Raw genomic sequence first — 23,337 nt, forward strand, 5'->3', positions numbered from 1 at the left:
ATGAAAGAGGTGTCATTCATTAATAAAAAATGGTAAAAGAGTTGTCAAAAGAAGAATTTGTTAATCAATACATGTTTGATTTTAAGGTATTGATTTTTAAATCTAAAAATCCTGAAAAAATAACTGCCAAGCAAGAAAGACTTTTAGAATGTGAAAAGAAGATTGCTGTGTTGTTTTATGAAACGTATAAACGAAATAAAGGTTATCTGCCTGATGAAAAAGAACTGGGGAGGATTGTTCAAAGAAATTTTCTTGACCGTTTAAAGTTATTTCGAGTGGAATATGATGTGATTAGTGAAGAAAAATTTTGTGGTCTACACATACAAATGGTCAAACAGCAAATGCCATTAGAAAAGTATCAATCCGATGATTTATCTTATATTTTAGGACGAGAAAAGAAGATAGCTATTAATTATTTTATCGCACATGATGATTTTCCTATGGGTTATGAAGAACTAATGATAAGTCGTTCTAAACAAGCAGTTACCCAAGGCTTGGAAGAGTTAAGGGGAGAATTTATGGAAAGATACCATAAATATTACAGAAAAATGGAAAGGAGTTGTATTTTATGAATCAACATATTATGCCAATTTTTAGAGAGCATAGTAAATTTTACCAAAGGTATTCAAATGTACCAGTTCCTGAAATGCTTCGCTTGCATGGATTCATAGTTGATGAAATGCCAATTGATGAAGCAGATATTGTTTATATGGAAGAATATAAAAATTCTTTACTTAAAATGGGGATTATTATTGATGAAGTACCTTTTAAGAAGGAATTTGTTGCGCAATACGTTTTTCATGGCGGTATAACTAGTTTGATGGCAGAAGGTCAATATTTGAGAAAGCCTAACGGGGATAAAATGTACAATTCGTATTATTTTTATTTGTATAAAGAAGGCTTTCAAACACATAAGGGGCATGTTAGAGAGAGAGTTTATGTTGAAAAGGCGATTAAATCTACTTTTTTAAAAACGTTTGAAAGTTGTTTGGGCTTATTAAGAGTAGGAGGGGAATATGAATTTAAAGAAAATTAAAAAGAAAGAGAAGAAAGAAAAAATATCAAAGGTTAAAACTTTTTCTCAAAAGAAAGCGAATCAGGTTGTGTTAATTGGCGCTAGTGTTTTACTGGTGATGTCAGGAGTTGGTGCGATTCGGTCTAATGTGATGGCAAGTAATGTAGACAATTTGTATTCAAAAGTGGATACGTTAAGCGAACAATCAAAAAAGAATAAAGTTGATAGAGAGGAGCTTGATTATTCAGCCCTCTCTTTTTATGTCGAAAATTTTGCGAAAGAGTATTTAAATTACAACTCTAAAGCAAGTGATGAAGCGAAAAAGGCTCGTATCGATCGATTATCTAAATATTTATCACTAGATGTAAAAGATGTTGATGAAACAGAAAACCTACAAGGGAATGTCTTGCGTACGTTTAAAAATACGTCTCTATCACGTATAGAGAAAATGGAAGATTGTTATTTGGTTTATCTAAATATGAATTATGAATTGGTGAAAGATAAAAAGACTGAAAATGTGACACAGAATATGGTTTTACCAATTCAAGTAAAAGACAATTTGTTTTCAATTGTAGGACGTCCTTATTTTGTAGCAAGTAGTTTACCACAAGGGAAAACAGTACCTCTAAAACAGACAGAAAATCCAATAGATGTTGATGGAAAAGAAAAACAATCTGTAGAGAAATTTTTAAAGATGTTTTTCACAAAATATTCAATTGGTAATAAACAAGAATTAATGTTGTTAATGAAAAATCCAACAACGACAGCAGGTCAAGACTCGTTTGTTTCAATAGATTCTGGTGATATGAAATTTTTTGATACAAAGCTGAAAGACGTAACAGGGGTTCAAGTATCGGTTACTTTTTCAGATAAAACAACAAAATTAACGCATACAGAGGATTTTTCGCTTTGGTTATCTAAAACGGAGAATTCTTATTTTATTAATACGATGAAACATTACTTTACAGAGAAAGAAGGAAATGATTAATGAATACAGGAAATTTGAGTAATTTTTTAAGTACAAGTTTTATTACAATTATGGCGGCTGGTGTAATTATTTTGATTCTAAAACACTGGAAAGGTGCTGAATGGGCAAAAATTGGTTCAGTAATTGTCATTGCCTTAATCTTACAGGACTTTGCAACGAATCAAGGAAAAAATATTTTTGCGGTTGTTAAATGGTTCCTAAGTTTAGTTGGAATTAAGATGTAGGTGAGTATATGAAATATTACGATTATTCGAGGGGCTTAAAAGCCCCTTATTCAATGCAAGTTATTAAGTCGCCTAAAGGACAAGTGGTGTGGGTATTTGCACAACCTGTTAGCCTATCCTATCTCCTAATTCTATTCTTAGGGATTGTGTTAACTGGTTTGTTTTGGAAAGAAGTACCATTACCACAAATTTTAGGAATTAACTTAAATTTGTTAATCATGGTTTTGGTGCCGAATAAAGTTGCTCGTTGGTATTCCGAAAAGGAATTCGAAGGAAAAACAGGCTTTGGTTTTTTAAAAGATGGTTGTGTCTATGTGAAAAATTATGTGTTAGATAGTAGACCAATTGTAGCTTTCGAACGAGTAAAAGAAATAGAAGAGTTTTCATTTAAACGTTAGTACAAAAAGCGCACTATATCTATGAATATAAAAAAACAAGGAGCGCATAGCATTAGCTCCTTATTTTTTATGTCTAAATTATGAATTTTTATATTTTAAATAAAGCATGACTGCACAGACTATTATTCCAATGACTAAAAGTAGCACAGTAACAATACTTTCATTTTTATTTATTTTCCTTTCAGGTCTATAGCTAGGATTAATTTGTTTGGCGTTAAAATCAGTAATTCCAAAGTCTAAAGTAGGAAGTAAAAACAGTAATAAAATAATATATATAATTCCCGCTATAAGGAAAATAGGAGCGTTGGTGAAAAGTGAAATAATGGTACCTATGATTATAGGAGTTAAAATGTATAAAAAGGATTTGATAACATTTTCTTTTCTCATTTTAATTACCAAATTTTGTTATTCATATTTCCCATATTTCCTAAAGGAACACAATAACCACCGCTCATATTTTTTCCACCTGTAGACCAACCACCTTTTTTAAAATAAAAACCACCAGGGCAAGAGCTACCAAATTCAGCTTCTCTGGCACTAGCTTCTGAACTAAAAATAAAAGGTGTTACCATTGCGAAAATAGTTAAAGCTAAAAAAACTTTTTTCTTCATACACTTTCCTTCTTTCCAATTATTATTTAAAAGCTATATTAAATATAGCTTTATTTTATAATAACTGAATGAAAAAAAGTTGTCCAATAATATATAGAAATTTCTGAAAAATCATTTTTAATGTTAATTACTAAAATAAAATCAACAAGAAAGGAAAAAATATGCAATTAGAATATCCATTAACGAATCATATGAAAGGAAATATTGTTTTAACACAAGAAAAAACAGCGATAGCTTACTATCGTGTTCGCTCTGAAACTGTCATGTTGACTGATGTTGAAAAGAAATTAAAAACGAAAAGGAAAGTTTCTCGTGCGTTAAATCGTTTAAAAGCTAATGATGGATTTGAAATTAACCTTTTGCCAGTTAATGCCGACATTCGAGGAAAAATGGGTGCTATGCGTTCTTTAATTGATTCTAATAATTATGAAGTAGGCGTAGATAAATTGATGAAAACGGCAATGGTTTTAGAACAAGAAATGGGTATGGTTTACGAATATACGTGGATTATTGGTGTACCTTTAATCAAGAAAGATCTCGCTGTTGATTTAAAAGAAACCGTTACTAACTCAATTAGTAACGTATCGGAAAAGTTTGTCAAAGGCTTAGGTTTTGATGTAGAACTAGCAGAAGATTGGGAAAAAGATTATCGAGAACAAGAATTAGAGGTTTACCAAAATCTATCTGAATTGTTAATTGAACGATTATCGGAAGATGAATTGTATTATTACCAAGCGTACCAATTCTTGAAAAATATTCCTCATGAGCGACAAGATGTTCTTTCTAGTCAAAATTTAGATAATTTAATGGCAACAAAAATTAAACCATTATTTGGCGGGGGATTGCATTTGAATTGTGATTATGGCGAAAGCTATATATCCTATCTTCCAATGGGAGATGTAGGTGTTTTTCTTGATGGTAATCATTTTTTAGAGGTCGTTCAAAAAATGCCTTTCCCAGTCGAAGTGAAGATTCAAGCGACTTTTGCAGAAAGTAAAGGGCAATTAGCACTGTCTGGGCGTTCGTCACGTGCAAGAACCCGCACTAAGAATATCATGCAGGAAGCACACTTAGCTGGTTCTAAACAAAAACGAAAGATTGTTGAAGGGCAATTATCACTAGACGATTTAGACCAAAAAATTGATGATGGTGTGGATATTATTGACTGGAAAGCAGTGATTGTTGTTAGTGGTAGCACGAAAAAACAAATGCGTGCAAGAAAAAAATATTTAATCAATCGTTTTGATAGTTTAGATATTCCACTTATTAAAGCAACGTTTGATAATCCTTATTTATTTCAATCCACTTTGTTTGGTAATTTTATCCGCATGCAGACTTCTCGTTGGCAACACACGTCAACAATTGAATCGTTTGCCGAGTTGAATTTCTTTACTTCACTTCATGCAGGTACGAAGTTAGGCTTTTACCTTGGACGAGTGGATACAACTTTGGAAGAAAAAGAAGATAGAAAATCTATTATTTCTAGTTCAAAAAATCTAATTTTTATGAACATGCTATTAGCAAATAAAGAAGGGGTTGATGGAAAGAAAACAAACAACCCACATTGGGCGCTTACAGGTGATACTGGGAATGGAAAATCAGTGACGGCTAAAACCTTATTTATGCAAATGGCACTTTTAAAAGACAGAGTGTTATACATTGATCCAAAAAAAGAAATGCGAAAGCAATTTATGTATACAATCAATGCCCTTGAATATCAAAAGAAATATCCTTTAGATGTTGATTTTGTGAAGTCCTTTAATTTCGTCACTTTAGATGTACGTGATACGAAAAACCATGGCGTGCTTGACCCGATTGTTTTATTTGATGAAACAGAAGCGATTGCAACAACTAAAGCAATGTTAACCAATATATACGAAGGAACATGGAATTTAAAGCAAAAAACAGAAATTAATGAAGCGATTGCGAAAGTTGTTTTGGAACGGAAAGAAGGCAAAAAGGTTGGGTTTTGGCATGTAATTGAGCGATTAGTGGAAAGTGAAATTTCTGACGTGAAAGATATGGGTAGATTTATTTTGTCGACTGTTAAAGGTTCAGTTTTAGAATTAGCTTTTTCTCATGGTGATGTTGAGGGTCTATCATTCGATAAGAAAGTAACAATTTTAGAAATTGAGGACTTAGACTTACCAACTGATAAAAATGAAAATTTAGATGAAAATAAACGTCTTTCTGTTACATTGATGTTTGCTTTAGGAACGTTTTGTTCGAAGTTTGGTTCAAGAAATCCAAAAGAAGAAACAGTGACGTTCTTTGATGAATCTTGGATTTTTCAATCTTCGCCAGAAGGTAAAGCGATTTTAAAATCAATGAAACGTATTGGTCGTTCGTTTAATAATTTCTTAGTATTGATTACACAATCAACAAATGATTTGGATGATAGTGAAGATGGTACTGGTTTTGGTACAGTGATTTGTTTTGATGAAGTTCAAAATCGAGAAGGTGTTTTGAAATATCTCAATTTACCAGTGAACGAAATTAACATGAAATGGGTCTCAAATATGGTTCAAGGTCAGTGTTTAATGAAAGATATGTTTGGTCAGACTAATCGAATTGTTGTTCATGTTATTTTTGAAGAATGGTTGGAACTGTTCAAAACCGTTGATGATACAGAAGCTTCTAAAATGGAGAACCGCTTTGTTGCATAGGAAGGAAGTGAGAATATGCAGTATCTAATTGACAGTTATAGTGCGTATACGGTTGATGGTGGTTTGTTGGATAAAGGATGGCAAGTAGTGAATTGGTTCTTTGTAGATATACCATTCTTTATCTTACGAATGTTTGTTTCTTTTTTCCTTTTTTGTGAGAACGTCTTAAACCAATCTAGTTTCTTTGAAGGAAAACAAGAAACAGTATTGAATATGTCAAAAAATGTTCTAAGTGGCATTGGTGGCAAGGGATTTAGAGGTGGTTCTTTACTAGCATTAGCGATTCTTATTAGTGCATATTATCTGCTTTATCATTTCTTTTCCAGTCGTAGAAGCTTTTCAAAAGTATTCCTTCATTATTTAGCAGTTGTTGTTTTGTTTGGTTTTTGGTTTGGCTCTGTATCAACGTCAACGGGCACAACAAGTGGCTCAATGTTCTTGATTCAATCAACTAACGCAATTGCTAAAGGAGTACAAAGTACGTTTACCACAAGTGCCAATTTAGGAACAGAAGGTTCTAAAGATGGAGAAGTATATCAAAGTCCAATTTTTGATGCCACAGTAAAACAAACATTTAATTTTGTGAATAGTGGTTCGCTAGATGGGAAAATGGAGAATGGTAAGAAATTAGATGAAAGTAAACTACTAGAAAAGCCTAAATTGTCTAAGGAAGAGAAAGAAAAATTTGAAAAAAATAGAAAAAAATATATAGATAAGGTAGTTGATGATAATCCATACTTCGCACAGGACGGAGCAAAAACAATGGAAAAAGCTTTTGGCGTTGGTGTGGGTGTAGTCAATTTAGCAGTCTTAGCAGTGCCTGTCACGTATATTAATATTATGCTCAACGTAATTCAAATCATTGTTGATTTACTCATTCTTGTTTTTCCGATTATTGCGTTGGTGTCTTTCTTCCCTCGGTGTCAAATGATGATGTTTAAATTTTTTAAATCATTAATTGGCATTTTATTTTTACCTGTAGTTTTCGGTATATTTTTGTCTGTGTTATTTTGGATCAATAAGTTAATTGACCAAGCGTTTTTAGGATTGATGGATAAAGTAAGTAGTAGTTTATTAATGGTGATGTCTGGTGGTGTTTTTCTTTTAGGCACATTAATTGTTACTGCATTGGTGAAAATTATTTTGTATCGGAAAATTTGGAAAAGCAGATATAAAATATTATCATTCTTTTCTGATGGTCAAGTTCAACAACCTTCTTTTGAATCAAAAATGAATGAAAAAACAAAAGAAACGGTTGAGCGTACAGGTGAAATTGGTGTTGGAGCAGTAAAAGCAGGAATAGGTGCTTCCACTGGAAATTTAGCGTTGGCTGCTGATGGTGCTAGTCATTTAATGCCAAAACATGACAAGGCATTGAACTTAGCCAAAGACCATTTTATTGACGATAATGGGCAATTTGCTGGTGTTAAAACAGGATTGAATTCATTGTTGAATCGTTCTACTCAAGAAGAACAACAACCATTTAAAGACGATATGTTGCCCGAAGAAGAAATTGTGGAAGTAGAAGAGCCAACCAATGTTGATAATGAAGAATTAGAAGAAATAGAAGATAAAGCTTTAACTGATGAAGTGGATAATTTTGAAGATTCAACAGATGATGAAATGGATAATTCTTTAGAAGAAATTGATGTTCCTGTATTAGATGAAACTGTATCTGATTCTGATACTTCTTTAGCTGATGAAAGTAATATTGAGTTAGAGCCAATTATTGAAAATGAACTTGATAGTTTAGATTCAAGTGTAGAATCAAGTGAAAATGATAGAGAAGAGCCAATTCATGAAGTTGATGAGCAAGAAATAGCGGACAATTTGAATGTTACGGTCGATAATTTTGATGAGTTGGCATTTGCTCGTGAAGAACGTGCATTTTTTGATGGTGGAGAGGATAGCGAATTAATCACAAACAATAATGATTCATTAAATAACGTTTATTCATTTTACCAAACAGAAGAAAACTTTAATAATTTAGAACAAACAGAGGAACAATTTTTTGGTAGTGTGAATACGGAAGAATATAATTTTGATGTTGTAGAGGGCTGATGAAATGATTATCAGCCTTCTTTTTTATTGAAAGGAGAGATCATGAAGAAATTAGGCAAGGTTTTAATTGTTAGTTGTTTTATTTTTATTCTTCCTTTTTTATTATTTTTAGGTGTATTTTCTTCTAGTGAAAGCGGAGATTCTTCCCAGTTTCAGCCTGCTACACCACAGGAAAAAGTAGCATTAGAAGTTTCTAACTACGTGACGTCACACGGTGGAACGTTGCAGTTTGCTTCCGCTTGGATTGGCAATATGGAACATGAAAGTGGATTAAATCCTGCTAGAATTCAAAGTGATTTGGCTTTTAATCCTTCTATTGCTTATAACGCTAGTTTAGGCGGTTATGGAATTGGATTAGGACAATGGGATTCAGGACGAAGAGTTAATTTATTAAATTTTGCAAAAAGTCAAAAAAAGGAATGGAAATCAGTAGCTTTACAAATGGATTTTGCGTGGAATAAGGATGGTTCTGATAGTGACTTACTTAAAAGAATGTCTAAATCAAAAGATGTGAATACACTTGCGGTAGATATTTTGAAGTTGTGGGAACGAGCTGGAACAAAAGATGATCCTGTAGAACAAGTAAAAAGAAAGACTAGTGCCAACAATTGGTATAAACGACTTTCTACAGGTTCCATGGGCGGAGGTTCAGCCAATATTGGTGGTGGAAAAATTGATGTCTTGGAAAAAGTAATGGGACAAACTATTAATGGTGGTCAATGTTATGGCTTATCTGCTTTTTTTGTTGAAAAACAAGGAGGTTTTCAAATGATGGGTACAGGGCATATGTTCGCAAGTGAGATTGGTAATGATTACAATTGGCCGTCAATAGGTTGGAAAGTGATAAAGAATCCAAATTATTCAGATATTAAAGCAGGAGATGTCATTAATTTTGGTCAAGGTGGTGTGGCTACTAGTATTTATGGGCATACTGGTGTTGTTGCAGGCGTAGAAGGCAAAGGAAAATTTACAACATACGAGCAAAATGCGGAACAAGGTCAAATTGTTGCTAAGTATTCTCGAACTTGGGGATTAGATTTCCCACATGTAACGAGTTTAGTAAGAAAATAGGAGGGCTATGAATGGTAAGTTGTAAATCAGAAGTTGTTTCATTAAATATTATCAATAGCTATTTTTTAGGAATAAGGGAGATAAATTTTCCTGTCTATCAAAAGCAATTTAAACAAATAGATTTAGAATTATTTATAAGTTTAGCTGATTTTATGGGAAATTTAACAGAGCTAGAAAAAAATAATTATATACAATTGGTCTTAGAGGATTTAAAAAAATTTTTGATGTCTATTGAAAGTGAAAATTATTCTCGAACGGTTCAGAGAATGCTTTTAGATATGAAAACAGAGATAGCCAAGATAATTTAAGCTAAGGAGGAAGTTAAAAATGTTTTTAAATAAGAGAAGTGGATTAACCAATCGTCAGATAAAAGAAGTTTGTTCGAGATTTAACTGTAAAAAAAATGAATTTGCAGTTCAAAAGTATCAAGATGGTTTTTTAGTAGCTATGAATAATAAAGAGTATCGTGTTAAATTTTCTGAGGGGATTTTTTCAAAGATTGTGTATGTTAAAGAAGTACAACGCATTTCAAAGAAAGTAGGTAGAAAATGAAAAAGTTAAGTTTAGTAGTTTTATTATTAGGTGCTGGATTAGTATTTACTGCATGTGGCGGGAATACTAAAGGTCATGAAACGGTGGTCTCGTCAGCAACTGACTCTGTGGATATGAAACCAGTTGATGATATGACTTCTACGAAAGGAAGTGAAGTAACTGAAAAAAGTAGTACTAAACCTATGCAGATTAAAGATAAACTAGCAGAAGAAAAAGTATCTGATACTTACCAGTTGGTAGAGGACTTTGGAAATGCTTATGCTAATTTTTCTAGTATCAATGATCGTAACGAAAAATTAAAGAAATTAATGACTGCTGAATGTGTAAAGAAAAATGGTATTGATGTGAAAACTGGCGCAAAATTGGAAAGTAAAGGTGAAGTAAGTGCAATATATCAAAATGATAAAAAGGAATACGCAGTCTTACTTGATTGTGAACAAAACGGAACAAAAACAAGAGTACTTTTACTGGCAAAAGTGCAAGGAAATAAGGTAGTGGAAATGACCTATAATTCAGTGAAACAAGAGTATTAACCTTGATATATATGGATTTGTACTTTAGTTAATGGTATAATGTATGTATAAGTGAGGAGATGAGAAAATGAAAAAGGTAGTTTCAATTTTGTTGATGGTTGTTGCAGGTTTCACATTAACTGCATGTAATGGTTCTAAATTAGATAAAACAGGTGAAGAATTTAAAAAAGCAATAATTGCAGAGAATTCTGATTTAGATAATAAAGATTATAAAGAATCAGATTTTAGCTTTCTAATTTATAAGGATAAAGATACAAATCGGTATTTAGCTGAAGCATGGATTCCTTATGAAGGGAAATCGAATGACATTGAAGAGAAATATTTATATAATGAGAATAAAAAATTAGAGTCAGAACCTTTTGATGGAGATTCATTTGATTATGTTAAATCACAAGGTAACTATGAAGTAGTGTATAAATCAGGGAAATTTAAATAGAATCTGAACTAAGATAAATAAATTTATGTTTGAGAGCAATGCATAGAGCGTTGCTCTTTTTATTTTTGGGAGGGGAAATAATGTTAATTGTAACAAAAGAAGAGTTAATGAATTTAGGATATGGCAAATATCAAGCAGAGGATATAATTCGAAAAGCAAAAGCAACAATGGTATCTAAAGGATATTCGTATTATTTAAACAAACGTTTAGGAAGAGTACCTGTTTCGGCTGTTGAGAGTGTGTTAGGTATAGAATTAGGGTCTATAGCAAAAGAGGTTGAAACAGTTGGTTAAGTTTAAAAAGGATAAGAGAGGAAAATATTATTTTACTGCTAGTTTGGGTTTTGACGAAGTAACTGGTAAGAGGATTCAAAAAATGCGTTCGGGTTTTTCCACGATTAAAGAAGCGAGAGAAGCTTATGCTGAGATAATTAGTAACTTTGGTAAAGAAGCATATTCTTCAAACAGTACAATGCTGTATGAAGAATTTTTTTATACTATTTTTTTGCCATATTATAAGGGACGAGTTAAAGAAAGAACTTATAATAATAGGCTTAGTACGATAAAAAATACCTTTGCCTATTTTTTTAAAATGAAGTTGAAAAGTATAGCTCCTGTTCATATACAGAAGTGGCAGAATGAGCTTTTGGAACAGTATGAAAACACGTATGTAAGAAACATTTATGGACTGTTTCAAATGTCTTTAGATCGAGCTGTTGTGTTAGGAATGATTTCTTCAAATCCAGCAAAAATCGTTGGTAATGTGAAAAAAAGTAAGAAAGAAATTGATTTTTGGACAAAAGAAGAATTTGAAAAAGTTATTAAGACTTTTTATATAGAAGATTATTATCAAAATTTTTCTTTTATTTGTATCTGGTTATTATTTATGACAGGCATGAGAATAGGTGAGGCTACTGCTTTAACTTGGAAAGATGTGAATTTAGATGGAAGATATTTAACAGTAAAAAATTCACTATATTATAAAAATGCACAAACTTATGAATTTGTATCTCCAAAGACTAGAGCCAGTATTAGGACGATTTATTTAGATGAAGATACAGTTCACTATTTAAGAGATTGGAAAAAAAGGCAAGATGATGTTGGAGGAATTGAATTTGTTTTATCTTATAATTCAGTTCCTACTCAAAAACATACAGTAAGACATATTATTAAACGTCATGCAAAATTAGCAGAGGTACATGATATTAGGATTCATGCTTTAAGACATTCTCATGCGTCTTTATTAATAAGTATGGGTACTAATGCTTTGTTAATTAAAGAACGATTGGGTCATGAAGATGTGCAGACAACTTTAGGTACTTATGGACACTTATATCCAAGTAGTTCCACTGAAATAGCTAATGAATTGAAGGGAATAGTTAATGTTGAGTTTACTGAACGTAATATGGCTTCAGAAGTTACTAATCAATTTACTAAAGGAGTAAAAAAATAAGTGTGATAAAAGTGTGATAATGAAAAAGAAAAACCGCTAGAAAATCTATTATATAGGCATTTCTAGCGGTTTGTTTATTATTCCCACTCCACAGTTGCAGGTGGTTTTGAAGTAATATCGTACACGATACGGTTTACATGTGCAACTTCGTTCACGATGCGCACAGAAATTTTTTGTAAAACATCCCAAGGGATACGAGCAAAGTCAGCGGTCATGCCGTCGATAGAAGTCACAGCACGGATACCGACTGTGTAATCGTAGGTACGGCCGTCACCCATAACGCCTACTGAGCGGATGCCAGGTAAGACAGTAAAGTACTGCCAAATGTCACGATCTAAGCCAGCTGCTGCGATTTCTTCACGTAGGATAGCATCTGAATCACGAACAATTTGTAATTTATCTTCTGTAATTTCACCAAGCACACGAATACCTAATCCTGGTCCTGGGAATGGTTGGCGCCAAACGATTGCATCAGGCATGCCAAGTTCAGTTCCTAAGGCACGAACTTCGTCTTTGAATAATGTATTTAAAGGTTCAATTAATTCAAATTGCATGTCTTCAGGAAGACCACCAACGTTGTGATGTGATTTAATTGTTTGCGCAGTTTCTGTACCAGATTCGATGACGTCTGTGTAAAGAGTTCCTTGTGCTAGGAATGAAACGCCTTCTTCCCCAGCAAGTTTAGTTGCTTCGTCATCAAAAACATACACAAATTCGTTACCGATGATTTTACGTTTTTGTTCAGGGTCAGAAACGCCTGCTAATTTACTTAAGAAGCGTTCTTTCGCATCTACTTTAATAATGTTTAAGCCAAATTTACCGCCTAAACTTTCCATTACTTGTTCTGCTTCACCTTTACGTAATAATCCATGGTCAACGAAGATACAAGTTAATTGGTCGCCAATGGCTTTTTGTAAAAGCACGCCGACAACACTTGAGTCAACGCCACCTGATAAACCAAGTAAGACTTTTTTATCGCCTACTTGTTCACGGATTTTAGCGACTTCCATATCGATGAAGTTTTCCATGCTCCAGTCACCAGTACAGCCACACACATCAAAAGCAAAGTGACGTAATAAGTCGTTACCATATTCTGAATGACGAACTTCTGGGTGAAATTGTACGCCGTAGAATTTGCGGTTGGCATCTTCGATAGAAGCGATTGGACAGTCGTTGCTTGTCCCAACTTTTTCGAATCCAGGAGCGATTTCTGTTACTAAATCACCGTGGCTCATCCAAACGGTTTGTTTCGCAGGTGTTCCTTGGAATAATGTCGCATCACCAAGGATTTCTAATTCTGCTTTTCCGTATTCACGGTTTGCGGCAGGTTCTACTTTTCCGCCTAAGTTATGAGTCATTAATTGCATACCGTAGCAGATGCCAAGAATGGGAATTCCTAACTCATAAATTTCTGGATCAATGCTAAAAGCATCTTTGTCATACACGCTGTTTGGTCCACCTGAGAAGATGATTCCTTTAGGCGCGATTTTGCGAATTTCTTCTGCCGTAGTTCGGTGGCTTAATAACTCAGAGAATACGCCAAATTCACGAATACGACGAGTAATCAATTGGTTAAACTGACTACCAAAGTCTAAAACAATAATTTTTTCGACAGATGTCAAATCGGCAACGTTAGTCACGTCTATTACCCCTTATCCATTTAAATTTATCTAAAGAAAAGGCGGTTAAAAAGTGGTCAGCACCAAGAATTAAGAGAGGATTTTCAAAAATTGTTTTACGATTTTTAGAAAATTTTGGCTTAATTCCGCAGGGGCTACTTTTAAACAGCCGAAAATCAGGCGGTTAAAAAGTGGTTCACTTTTGTTCCGTACTCTTCTTTGTCTAGCTATACTTATTAAAACATTTTACTCCTTGAAAGTCATGCATTCTGCTGAAAATTTTCAAGGATATTTCTACAAAAGATACAGGATATTTCTTAGCTCGTCAACCCTTAATATTTACGTAGATAGATTTGGTCAATCAAATGATTTTCCGTTTTATGCAAAATAATGTCCGCACGTCCGCGCGTTGGCAAGATATATTCCTCCAAGTTCGGCAAGTTCACGGTTTTCCAAACATTCCGTGCCATGGCGAAAGCATCTTCTCGTTTGCCAATTGCATATTGGTAATAATAATTATTAGGATCTAAGAAAGCCGTATCTAATAAGGCCCCAAAACGTTCTAGGTACCATTTTTCAATTAAGGCTGGATCGGCATCCACAAAAATAGAAAAATCAAAAAAATCACTCACATAAATTTGTTGATTGGCGGGTAACTGTAAGGTGTTAATGCCTTCAACAATCAGAATATCTGGTTGTTGAATCAACTCATATTCGCCTTCGATAACATCGTAGACACTGTGAGAATAGACGGGTGCTTTAATTTCGTCTTTGCCGCTTTTGACTTCGTTTAAGAAATTAATTAGCTTTTCCATGTCATAACTTTCAGGAAACCCTTTTCGGTCCATCATTCCCTGTTCTTCTAACACTTTATTGGGATACAAAAATCCATCCGTTGTAATGAGTTGAACGTTTCTTCGTTTAAACGTTCGGGCCAGAATTCTTTGCAAAAGACGAGCGGTGGTGCTTTTACCAACGGCGACACTGCCGGCAATTCCAATGATGAATGGTGGTACAGAGACATATTCATGTAGGAATAATCCTTTGCTAAGTGTTAGCGATTCAAATTCTTTCATGTATAAATGGATAAGATGCGTTAAGGGTACATAAATTTCTTGTACATCTTTTAGTGAAATTTGGTCGTTCACACTTTTAATGTTATCCAATTCTGCTTCGGTTAACGGTGCTTTGCCGTCATGATAAAACCCATGCCATTCTTCTCTGGAAATTGGGTAGTAATTCATTTTATCGTCCATTGTTCCTCCACCAAACCCTGTTCAATCTTTGTACATTTTACCATAATTTCACAAGGGAAACACAGGATTTTACAAAAGAATTCCCTTCTTCGCCAATTTATGATGAAAATGGTATCATGAAAAGAGAAAACTGTTAGAAAAGAGGGGAAAAGCCATGAGAAAAATTGTATTATTTGGTGATAGCATTACTGCTGGTTATTTAGAGGAAGCCGTCTCACCTGTTCTTGTTGACTTAGTGAAACGGGATATTGCTGCGATGGGTCTAGAAGAAGTGGCCGTTATTAATGCTGGAATGCCTGGCGATACAACAGAGGATGGTTTAAAACGATTAAATAAAGAAGTACTAATTGAGAAACCTGATGAGGTGGTGATTTTCTTTGGCGCCAATGATGCGTCACTGGATCGAAATATAACAGTAGCCACGTTTAGAGAAAACCTTGAAACAATGATTCACGAAATTGGTTCAGAAAAGGTGATTTTAATTACACCACCATATGCGGATAGTGGCAGACGTCCAGAACGTCCACAAACGCGTATCAAGGAATTGGTCAAGGTTGCACAAGAAGTCGGAGCGGCACATAACTTGCCAGTTATTGATTTGTATAAAGCGATGACTGTTTATCCTGGAACGGATGAATTTTTACAAGCAGATGGTTTGCATTTTTCACAAGTGGGCTATGAATTATTAGGTGCCTTGATTGTTCGAGAAATAAAGGGTAGACTAAAACCAAAACAAGCATAGATAGGAAGAACAAAATGGCGAATCATTATTATACAGAAAATCCAGAATTAGCACATGATTTAGAAAGCTGGTCTTTTCCATTACGTGGTCGGACCTTTCAGTTTACGACCGATAGCGGGGTCTTCTCAAGAGGAACAGTGGATTATGGTTCTCGTGTGTTGATTGATGCCTTTGAATGGGAAAATTTACCAGCAGGCCGTTTGTTAGATGTTGGTTGTGGCTATGGACCAATTGGGTTGTCCTTAGCAGCGGCGACTGGTCGACTGGTGGAAATGGTGGATGTCAACCAACGGGCAGTTGGGCTAGCTCAAATGAACGCCCAACGCAACCAAATTACTACTGTGGATATCCATTCTTCCAATGTGTATGAAACCTTAAACGAAACGACCTACGCGGCGATTGTTAGCAATCCGCCCATTCGTGCAGGCAAAAAAGTTGTCCATGGCATTTTAACAGGGGCTTTTCCGTTGTTGAAAGTTGGTGGCACACTAACGGTGGTTATTCAAAAGAAACAAGGTGCACCTAGTGCAGAAAAGAAAATGGCTGAAGTATTTGGCAATGTTGAAATTGTGACAAAAGACAAAGGCTATTATATTTTACGAAGTGTTAAAGAAGCAGAGTAAAAAAGAACCTCCACTTTAGTGGCGGTTCTTTTTTAGAATAGATACGCTTGATCAATTTTTTGGTTCAACAGTTTTTTTTCGTCTGGCGATAAAAAAGCACCTGCAAGCGCATTTTTAGTGAGTTGCTTCATTTCGTCATAACTTAATTGATACCAAGTGGCCAATTTCATGAATTCTTTCGTTAACGTAGTATCTGAAACAGTGCGATTATCGGTATTGATGCAGACGGCTAAGCCAGCCTCTATAAATTGTTGAAAAGGGTATTCAGCCAATGTTTTGACGGTGCCTGTTTGGAAGTTGCTAGTTGGACACATTTCTAAAAGAACCTTTTTTTCTTTTAAGAGCGCCAAGTATTCGGGTGTATCTTTCAAAGCAATACCGTGGCCAATCCGAGTAGCACCTAAAGTGACAGCATCAGCGACATTTTTGCCACAGCCGCATTCCCCAGCGTGGAGTGTTAATGGAATTGACAATTGGTTGGCTAAAGCTAATACGTCTTCAAATGTGTATGGAGGGAAATCGACTTCATTGCCAGCTAAATCAAAGCCGACAACGCCTGTCTCTCTGAAATCATGCGCTAAGTGAACGATTTTTTCTATGGCTTGTTGTTGATCATGCCGCATGCCGCATAACAGTGCATTGCTTTTTACACCAAAATCTTCTTCGCCTTGTTTTAAGCCAGTTAAAACAGCAGTCACGATTTCAGGTAACCGTAAGCCTTTTTCTGTATGTTGCGAAGGCGCAAAACGCACCTCTATGTAAGCCACGCCATCTTCGGCAGCTTGGCTAATCACGTCATACGCCGCTGCTTGCAAAGCTTCAGCTGTTTGTAGACAGGTGAGCACGAAGTCGAACCGAGTTAAATAATCATTCAAATCGGTGCATTTTTCAGGGGCAACCACTAACTCTTTCAAGGCTTGTTCGTCTTGGGGTAATGGAATGTTTTGTTTTTCAGCAATGGTGCGTAAAGTGGTTGGTCGAATCGACCCATCTAAGTGACAGTGCAGCTCGATTTTTGGTAATTGACGGACACGGGATTCTTCCATGAAAAAAATAGCCTCCATTTTCTTTTGTTTTTTAATCTTTTTAGTCTATTTCTTTTGTCTTTTTTTTGTTAAAATGTAAAAGATTCGATAAGTATTTTGAAGACTGTAACACGTCTACAAATGTCTGTCAATGCAAAAGGAGACGTTGGGAGGGGCGCGATGAAACTAACGATTAAAGAAATTGCTGATATGGCTGGTGTTTCTGTCACAACCGTCTCACAAATTCTGAATAATAAAGGGAGTCGTTTCAGTGAAAAAACCCGCAACAAGGTGTTGGCGGTAGTCGCTGAAAATCATTACAAACCAGATTACTTTGCTTCGAATGTAATCAACCGTCATTCCAAAACCATTGGTATGATTGTGCCAGATGTGACGGATTTCTTTTTCTCAAAAGTGATTGAAGGTGTGGAAACATATTTAAATTCGTTAGGCTACATGATTTTGTTATGCAATTCAAAGCATGATTCCGAACAAGCGATGCAATATGTTAGCGAGCTGATTCATCGGTCGGTAGATGGCATTATTTTTGCCACGCCGAATGTTTTGCCAGAAAATCATATTTTAAAAGACCGACGAGAACATCCGATTCCTGTCATTCTTGTCGATCGTGGGATTAATCCACGAGATAGTGGACGATTAATCGTTAAAGAGTACGAAGGTGCTTATCAAGCGGTCCATCATTTGATTCAACAAGGGCATCAGCATATTGGCATGTTGCGTGAAAGTGCCGGCTATTATCGTTTAACGGAACGAGTGACGGCGTATCAGCATGCGTTACAGGACAACAATTTACCTTTTCGTCCGCATTATGTTTGTGCTGGGGAATTGAACTTGCATGGCGGCTATGCTGCGGCAAAAGAAGTTTTGAAAAATGAAGAAATCACAGCAATTTTTTGTGGCAATGATGAAATGGCGATGGGAGCTTATCAAGCCATTGAAGAAGCGGGCAAGAAAATTCCTGACGATATTTCGGTGGTTGGTTTTGATGGCTTGGAAATTTCCGAATATTTGGTGCCGAGTTTAACAACCGTCTATCAGCCGAGTTTTGATATTGGCTATTATGCAGCAAAATTTTTGGTGGAAGCTATTGCAGATCCAACAGGGAAAGTTCCAAATAAAGTTTTTGATGCAACGTTTATTGCTAGAAAAAGCACAAAACCGATTTAAAAAACAGCTTAGAAATAGAATGTTCGTGTTGTTTGCGTTTTCACAAGAAAAAAATAATAGTAAACTGGTTTACTAAATGGTTTAAAGCTGAACGATTTTGTTGTATAATACATTATCGGGAAATCGGAGGGAACGAATTCATGAGAATGGTAGACATTATTGAAAAGAAACGTGACGGGCATCAACTAACAAGCGAAGAAATTCAATTTATTATCAACGGATACACAGATGGTTCAATTCCAGATTATCAGGTAAGTGCCTTTTTAATGGCTGTTTTTTACCAAGATATGACAGACGAAGAAATTACACAAATGACGTTAGCAATGGTCCATTCAGGCGAAATTGTGGATCTTTCTTCTATAGAAGGAATCAAAGTCGACAAGCATTCTACAGGTGGCGTAGGCGACACTACGACGCTTATTTTAGCGCCATTAGTTGCTAGTGTCGGGGTCAATGTAGCAAAAATGTCTGGTCGTGGCTTAGGCTACACGGGCGGTACGTTGGATAAATTAGAAGCGATTCCTGGTTTTAAAGTTGAATTGACAGAAGAACGTTTTATTCAATTGGTGAACGATACAAAAGTGGCAGTAATTGGTCAGTCAGGTGATCTAGCACCAGCAGACAAAAAACTTTATGCGTTACGTGATGTGACCGCCACTGTTGACTCAATTCCATTAATTGCAAGTTCCATTATGAGTAAAAAAATTGCCGCAGGGGCAGATGCGATTGTCTTAGACGTGACTACTGGTGAAGGGGCCTTTATGAAAGACCTAGCAAGTGCTCGTCGATTAGCGGAAACAATGGTTCGCATTGGGAAACTGGCAAATCGCCAAACGATGGCAGTGATTTCAGACATGTCACAACCTTTAGGGGAGGCCATCGGAAACAGTTTAGAAATCGTTGAAGCAATCGAGACCTTGCAAGGAAATGGACCAGAAGATTTAGTGGAGATGTGCTATGTCTTAGGAAGTCAGATGGTCGTTTTAGCTAAAAAAGCCGATACGTTAGACGAAGCACGGGCTTTATTAGAAGAAGCATTAACAAGCGGTCGAGCACTCGCAAAATTTAAAGAAATGATTGAAAATCAAGGCGGCGACAGTTCCGTTGTTGACCAGCCAGAAAAATTATTAACCGCAACTTATCAATTTGATTTACCTGCCAAAGAAACAGGCGTGGTACAAAAAATCGTTGCCAATGAAATTGGCGTTGCCGCAATGTTGCTGGGCGCTGGCCGTGCTACGAAAGAAGATACGATTGATTTTGCAGTTGGCTTGAAACTTCACAAAAAAGTAGGGAGCCCAGTTGAAAAAGGCGAATCATTACTAACTATTTATGCCAATCGTGAAGACGTGACAGAAGTCGAACAATTGCTTTATAAAAACATTGAAATTGGACCAACCGGCGAAGAGCCTATTTTGATTCACGATATTATTACGGAATAAAACAATAAGAAAAGAGGAATTCTCATCATGGAATTAAACCGCATGATTGACCACACTATTTTGAAACCAGAAGCGACAGAAGCCGCTGTCCAAAAAATTATTGACGAAGCTAAGGAGTACAACTTTTTCTCTGTATGTATCAATCCTTGTTGGGTCGCTTTTGCTAGCGAGCAATTAGCAGATACCGACGTCGCTGTGTGTACCGTTATTGGCTTTCCTTTGGGGGCAAATACACCAGAAGTTAAAGCATATGAAGCCGCTGATGCGATTAAAAATGGTGCGAATGAAGTGGATATGGTGATTAATATTGGTGCATTAAAATCACAACAATACGATCACGTACGTCAAGACATTCAAGGCGTAGTAGATGCAGCCAAAGGAAAAGCGTTAGTCAAAGTGATTATTGAAACAGCATTATTAACAGACGAAGAAAAAGTTAAAGCTTGTGAATTAGCCAAAGAAGCAGGGGCCGATTTCGTTAAAACATCTACTGGGTTCTCAACAGGCGGCGCTAAAGTAGCAGACATTCGTTTAATGCGTGAGACAGTTGGTCCTGACATGGGCGTTAAGGCTTCTGGTGGCGTGCATAATGCAGAAGAAGCGTTAGCAATGATTGAAGCGGGGGCAACACGCATCGGTGCAAGTACGGGTGTAGCAATTGTTTCTGGCGCAACTGGCGAAGGGTATTAATTCGTATTTCAAATTAAACGAAGGTGTGGCGAAAAAGATGACAGTAAAACAAGAATGGCTTGATTGTGCCGTAGAAGCATTGGCACACGCCTATGTACCGTATTCTAACTTTCCTGTGGGCGCTTGCTTAGTGACTACAGACGGGAAAATGTATCAAGGAGTCAACATTGAAAATGCCTCCTTTGGTTTAACAAATTGTGCAGAAAGAACGGCGATTTTTAAAGCCATTTCAGAAGATGAACGGACCTTCCAACATTTAGTTGTAGCAGGTAATACAGAGGCACCCATTTCTCCATGTGGCGCTTGTCGTCAAGTAATGGCTGAATTCTTTGATCCACAAATGCCGGTCACGCTAGTTGGTAAAGATGGCGCGACTAAAACAATGACAGTTGAGGCATTATTGCCCTATTCATTTACAGATAAAGATTTTTAAAAAAAGGACATAAGGTTTCGTTGGGCTCAAAGTAGATTTCAATAGCATAAATGCGAATGAAATAATAGATAAAATAGTAGGGGGCTTTTCGGAAAGTGAAACAAGTAAAATTTTTAGGTCTAGGATTGGCAGCAGTTGCCTTAACCATTGGGTTAGCTGCATGTGGCGGCAATAGCAAAAAGAACGCCAACACAAAAGGTGATCCACAACATAGTGTCGTAATGGTCACAGATACAGCCGGCATTGATGACAAATCTTTTAACCAATCTGCGTGGGAAGGAATGCAAGAGTGGGGCAAAGAGCACAAACTTCCAGAAGGACCTCAAGGGTATGCGTATATTCAATCAAACGAAGCATCTGATTATACATCAAACATTGACCAAGCCATTTCAAGTCAATTTAAAACGATTTTTGGCATTGGGTATTTACTAAAAAATGCAGTAGTAGATGCAGCGGACGCCAACCCAGAAACGAATTTCGTTCTAATCGACGATACAGTTAATGGGAAAAACAACGTCGCTTCTGCAACATTTAGAGATAATGAATCTGCGTATTTAGCAGGTGTGGCAGCAGCTAACACTACGAAAACCAACAAAGTAGGATTTATCGGCGGGGTTGAAGGACCTGTTATTGGCCGTTTCCAAGCTGGTTTTGAAAAAGGTGTAGCAGATGCTGGCAAAAAATTAGGAAAAGATATTCAAATTACGTCTACTTATGCAGGGACATTTGCAGACGCTTCAAAAGGACGGGCCTTAGCTTCTTCTATGTATCAAGCAGGTGCCGACATTATTTATCACGCAGCGGCGACTACAGGACAAGGAATCTTCCAAGAAGCCAAAGCGCTAAATGAAACAGGTTCAAAAGATAAAGTTTGGGTGATTGGTGTTGACCGTGACCAAAACGAAGACGGTAAATATACAACCAAAGATGGCAAGGATGATAACTTAACGTTAGCTTCAACCATTAAAGGGGTAAATATTGCTGTGAAAAAAATCTCTGATCTTGCATTAGAAGATAAATTCCCTGGCGGCGAACATTTAACTTATGGATTGAAAGATGGCGGTGTTGATTTAACAACAGAAGCCCTAAGCGATCAAGCCAAAACGGCAGTTAAAGAAGCCAAAGAACAAATCATCTCTGGTGACGTAAAAGTCCCAGACCAACCTTAGAAACAACTTAGTTGTTTAAATACATTAAACTATTTTTAGGAGGCTTTACAGAAATGAAAAAAGCAAAATTATTCGGTTTTAGTTTGATTGCATTAGGTTTATCAGTTTCACTTGCAGCATGTGGTGGTGGCAAAGGCAAAACCGCTGAAAGCGGCGGTGGCAAAGGGGATGCAGCGCATAGTGCTGTAATCATTACAGATACAGGCGGCGTGGATGACAAGTCGTTCAACCAATCTTCTTGGGAAGGATTGCAAGCTTGGGGTAAAGAACATGATTTACCAGAAGGTTCAAAAGGGTATGCATATATTCAATCGAATGATGCAGCTGACTATACAACAAATATTGACCAAGCGGTATCAAGTAAATTCAACACAATCTTTGGTATTGGCTACTTGCTAAAAGATGCAATTTCTTCTGCAGCAGATGCCAACCCTGATACAAACTTTGTTTTAATCGATGATCAAATCGATGGCAAAAAGAATGTTGTTTCTGCAACATTTAGAGATAATGAAGCAGCTTACTTAGCCGGTGTTGCTGCTGCAAACGAAACAAAAACGAACAAAGTCGGTTTTGTTGGTGGTGAAGAAGGGGTCGTAATTGACCGTTTCCAAGCTGGTTTTGAAAAAGGTGTGGCTGATGCTGCGAAAGAATTAGGTAAAGAAATTACTGTTGATACAAAATATGCGGCTTCATTTGCTGATCCTGCCAAAGGGAAAGCTTTAGCTGCTGCAATGTACCAAAATGGCGTCGATATCATCTTCCATGCTTCTGGTGCGACTGGACAAGGGGTCTTCCAAGAAGCAAAAGACTTGAATGAATCAGGTTCTGGCGACAAAGTTTGGGTAATCGGTGTTGACCGCGATCAAGATGCTGATGGCAAGTACAAAACAAAAGACGGCAAAGAAGACAACTTCACGTTAACTTCAACCCTTAAAGGTGTCGGCACAGCGGTTCAAGATATTGCCAACCGTGCGTTAGAAGACAAATTCCCTGGTGGCGAACATTTAGTTTATGGATTAAAAGATGGTGGCGTTGACTTAACAGACGGCTATTTAAACGACAAAACAAAAGAAGCTGTTAAAACAGCAAAAGATAAAGTAATCTCAGGTGACGTAAAAGTCCCAGAAAAACCAGAATAATTTA

Annotated in this window: 27 protein-coding genes; 22 read left to right on the top strand and 5 right to left on the bottom strand. The window is 36.2% G+C overall.

The features are described from left to right. Positions 1 to 29: 29 nt before the first annotated feature. The 5 genes from IGJ52_RS00675 to IGJ52_RS00695 are packed head-to-tail and all read left to right on the top strand — an operon-like array spanning position 30 to position 2,625. Positions 30 to 572: a hypothetical protein gene (locus IGJ52_RS00675; protein WP_438791830.1), complete on the top strand. Its 543-nt coding sequence runs from the start codon at positions 30 to 32 to the stop codon at positions 570 to 572. Continuing rightward, complete coding sequence (locus IGJ52_RS00680; protein WP_002365204.1) at positions 569 to 1,036, top strand: hypothetical protein; 468 nt, start codon at positions 569 to 571, stop codon at positions 1,034 to 1,036. The genes IGJ52_RS00675 and IGJ52_RS00680 overlap by 4 nt, the downstream gene beginning before the upstream one ends. Next, on the top strand, positions 1,017 to 2,003 hold the full coding sequence (locus IGJ52_RS00685) for a conjugal transfer protein (RefSeq protein WP_438791831.1): 987 nt from the start codon (positions 1,017 to 1,019) through the stop codon (positions 2,001 to 2,003). Before IGJ52_RS00680 ends, IGJ52_RS00685 begins: the two co-directional genes overlap by 20 nt. Continuing rightward, on the top strand, positions 2,003 to 2,227 hold the full coding sequence (locus IGJ52_RS00690) for a hypothetical protein (protein ID WP_002365201.1): 225 nt from the start codon (positions 2,003 to 2,005) through the stop codon (positions 2,225 to 2,227). Before IGJ52_RS00685 ends, IGJ52_RS00690 begins: the two co-directional genes overlap by 1 nt. Before the next feature lie 8 nt (positions 2,228 to 2,235). Continuing rightward, the gene (locus IGJ52_RS00695) at positions 2,236 to 2,625 is read left to right on the top strand and encodes a conjugal transfer protein (RefSeq protein WP_081115961.1); all 390 of its coding nucleotides are present in this window, start codon (positions 2,236 to 2,238) and stop codon (positions 2,623 to 2,625) included. A 78-nt stretch (positions 2,626 to 2,703) separates the two neighbouring features. Here the strand turns inward: IGJ52_RS00695 and IGJ52_RS00700 are convergent, their stop codons facing one another. Together IGJ52_RS00700 and IGJ52_RS00705 are read right to left on the bottom strand one after the other, a co-directional pair. After that, a complete protein-coding gene (locus IGJ52_RS00700) occupies positions 2,704 to 3,012 on the bottom strand; it encodes a hypothetical protein (protein WP_002394252.1) in 309 nt (102 codons plus the stop codon). 5 nt (positions 3,013 to 3,017) lie between these two features. After that, positions 3,018 to 3,236: a hypothetical protein gene (locus tag IGJ52_RS00705; RefSeq protein WP_002394251.1), complete on the bottom strand. Its 219-nt coding sequence runs from the start codon at positions 3,234 to 3,236 to the stop codon at positions 3,018 to 3,020. Positions 3,237 to 3,397: 161 nt separating this feature from the next. Between IGJ52_RS00705 and IGJ52_RS00710 the strand changes: the two genes are divergently transcribed. From IGJ52_RS00710 to IGJ52_RS00750, 9 genes are all read left to right on the top strand, one after another. Further along, positions 3,398 to 5,902: an ATP-binding protein gene (locus IGJ52_RS00710; RefSeq protein WP_438791832.1), complete on the top strand. Its 2,505-nt coding sequence runs from the start codon at positions 3,398 to 3,400 to the stop codon at positions 5,900 to 5,902. A gap of 15 nt (positions 5,903 to 5,917) precedes the next feature. After that, positions 5,918 to 7,963 (top strand): hypothetical protein, encoded by a 2,046-nt coding sequence (locus IGJ52_RS00715; protein WP_438791833.1) that lies wholly within the window; start codon positions 5,918 to 5,920, stop codon positions 7,961 to 7,963. Positions 7,964 to 8,005: 42 nt separating this feature from the next. Beyond that, on the top strand, positions 8,006 to 9,034 hold the full coding sequence (locus IGJ52_RS00720; protein ID WP_010773676.1) for a phage tail tip lysozyme: 1,029 nt from the start codon (positions 8,006 to 8,008) through the stop codon (positions 9,032 to 9,034). Positions 9,035 to 9,045: 11 nt separating this feature from the next. After that, positions 9,046 to 9,342 (top strand): hypothetical protein, encoded by a 297-nt coding sequence (locus tag IGJ52_RS00725; RefSeq protein ID WP_438791834.1) that lies wholly within the window; start codon positions 9,046 to 9,048, stop codon positions 9,340 to 9,342. 19 nt (positions 9,343 to 9,361) lie between these two features. Continuing rightward, complete coding sequence (locus IGJ52_RS00730; protein ID WP_342813293.1) at positions 9,362 to 9,586, top strand: hypothetical protein; 225 nt, start codon at positions 9,362 to 9,364, stop codon at positions 9,584 to 9,586. After that, positions 9,583 to 10,119, top strand: a complete 537-nt coding sequence (locus IGJ52_RS00735) for an EF0163 family protein (RefSeq protein WP_104846675.1) — start codon at positions 9,583 to 9,585, stop codon at positions 10,117 to 10,119. Before IGJ52_RS00730 ends, IGJ52_RS00735 begins: the two co-directional genes overlap by 4 nt. A gap of 67 nt (positions 10,120 to 10,186) precedes the next feature. Further along, positions 10,187 to 10,555, top strand: coding sequence for a hypothetical protein (locus IGJ52_RS00740; RefSeq protein ID WP_010773680.1), 369 nt, complete (start codon positions 10,187 to 10,189; stop codon positions 10,553 to 10,555). An 80-nt stretch (positions 10,556 to 10,635) separates the two neighbouring features. Then, positions 10,636 to 10,848 carry a DUF3173 domain-containing protein gene (locus IGJ52_RS00745; protein WP_010773681.1) on the top strand — a complete coding sequence of 71 codons (213 nt, stop codon included), beginning with the start codon at positions 10,636 to 10,638 and terminating at the stop codon, positions 10,846 to 10,848. Then, a complete protein-coding gene (locus IGJ52_RS00750; protein WP_010773682.1) occupies positions 10,841 to 12,007 on the top strand; it encodes a site-specific integrase in 1,167 nt (388 codons plus the stop codon). Before IGJ52_RS00745 ends, IGJ52_RS00750 begins: the two co-directional genes overlap by 8 nt. 77 nt (positions 12,008 to 12,084) lie before the next feature. Here IGJ52_RS00750 and guaA read toward each other — a convergent pair whose 3' ends face one another. Beyond that, positions 12,085 to 13,647 (bottom strand): glutamine-hydrolyzing GMP synthase, encoded by a 1,563-nt coding sequence (guaA, locus tag IGJ52_RS00755; protein ID WP_002356158.1) that lies wholly within the window; start codon positions 13,645 to 13,647, stop codon positions 12,085 to 12,087. Positions 13,648 to 13,958: 311 nt separating this feature from the next. Then, complete coding sequence (coaA, locus tag IGJ52_RS00760; RefSeq protein ID WP_002361524.1) at positions 13,959 to 14,882, bottom strand: type I pantothenate kinase; 924 nt, start codon at positions 14,880 to 14,882, stop codon at positions 13,959 to 13,961. A 154-nt stretch (positions 14,883 to 15,036) separates the two neighbouring features. Between coaA and IGJ52_RS00765 the strand changes: the two genes are divergently transcribed. Both IGJ52_RS00765 and IGJ52_RS00770 read left to right on the top strand, forming a co-directional pair. After that, positions 15,037 to 15,624 carry an SGNH/GDSL hydrolase family protein gene (locus IGJ52_RS00765; protein WP_002383835.1) on the top strand — a complete coding sequence of 196 codons (588 nt, stop codon included), beginning with the start codon at positions 15,037 to 15,039 and terminating at the stop codon, positions 15,622 to 15,624. Positions 15,625 to 15,638: 14 nt separating this feature from the next. Beyond that, positions 15,639 to 16,247, top strand: a complete 609-nt coding sequence (locus IGJ52_RS00770; RefSeq protein WP_002356162.1) for a class I SAM-dependent methyltransferase — start codon at positions 15,639 to 15,641, stop codon at positions 16,245 to 16,247. 32 nt (positions 16,248 to 16,279) lie between these two features. Here IGJ52_RS00770 and add read toward each other — a convergent pair whose 3' ends face one another. Continuing rightward, on the bottom strand, positions 16,280 to 17,311 hold the full coding sequence (gene add / locus IGJ52_RS00775; protein ID WP_002356163.1) for an adenosine deaminase: 1,032 nt from the start codon (positions 17,309 to 17,311) through the stop codon (positions 16,280 to 16,282). Between the two features lie 141 nt (positions 17,312 to 17,452). Between add and IGJ52_RS00780 the strand changes: the two genes are divergently transcribed. The 6 genes from IGJ52_RS00780 to IGJ52_RS00805 all read left to right on the top strand — a co-directional run bounded on the left by IGJ52_RS00780 (position 17,453) and on the right by IGJ52_RS00805 (position 23,333). Next, complete coding sequence (locus IGJ52_RS00780) at positions 17,453 to 18,460, top strand: substrate-binding domain-containing protein (protein ID WP_002356164.1); 1,008 nt, start codon at positions 17,453 to 17,455, stop codon at positions 18,458 to 18,460. A 140-nt stretch (positions 18,461 to 18,600) separates the two neighbouring features. Further along, complete coding sequence (locus tag IGJ52_RS00785) at positions 18,601 to 19,902, top strand: pyrimidine-nucleoside phosphorylase (protein ID WP_010816250.1); 1,302 nt, start codon at positions 18,601 to 18,603, stop codon at positions 19,900 to 19,902. A gap of 27 nt (positions 19,903 to 19,929) precedes the next feature. Next, entirely contained in the window at positions 19,930 to 20,592 is a 663-nt protein-coding gene (deoC, locus tag IGJ52_RS00790) for a deoxyribose-phosphate aldolase (protein ID WP_002359333.1), read from the top strand. After that, on the top strand, positions 20,561 to 21,025 hold the full coding sequence (locus IGJ52_RS00795) for a cytidine deaminase (RefSeq protein ID WP_002383839.1): 465 nt from the start codon (positions 20,561 to 20,563) through the stop codon (positions 21,023 to 21,025). The genes deoC and IGJ52_RS00795 overlap by 32 nt, the downstream gene beginning before the upstream one ends. Before the next feature lie 95 nt (positions 21,026 to 21,120). Beyond that, a complete protein-coding gene (locus tag IGJ52_RS00800) occupies positions 21,121 to 22,194 on the top strand; it encodes a BMP family lipoprotein (RefSeq protein ID WP_010714989.1) in 1,074 nt (357 codons plus the stop codon). Between the two features lie 53 nt (positions 22,195 to 22,247). Continuing rightward, positions 22,248 to 23,333: a BMP family lipoprotein gene (locus IGJ52_RS00805; protein ID WP_002356169.1), complete on the top strand. Its 1,086-nt coding sequence runs from the start codon at positions 22,248 to 22,250 to the stop codon at positions 23,331 to 23,333. The last annotated feature ends 4 nt before the right edge of the window (positions 23,334 to 23,337 follow it).

This window comes from Enterococcus sp. DIV1758, assembly GCF_051711985.1.
GTDB classification, from domain to species: Bacteria; Bacillota; Bacilli; order Lactobacillales; family Enterococcaceae; genus Enterococcus; species Enterococcus faecalis.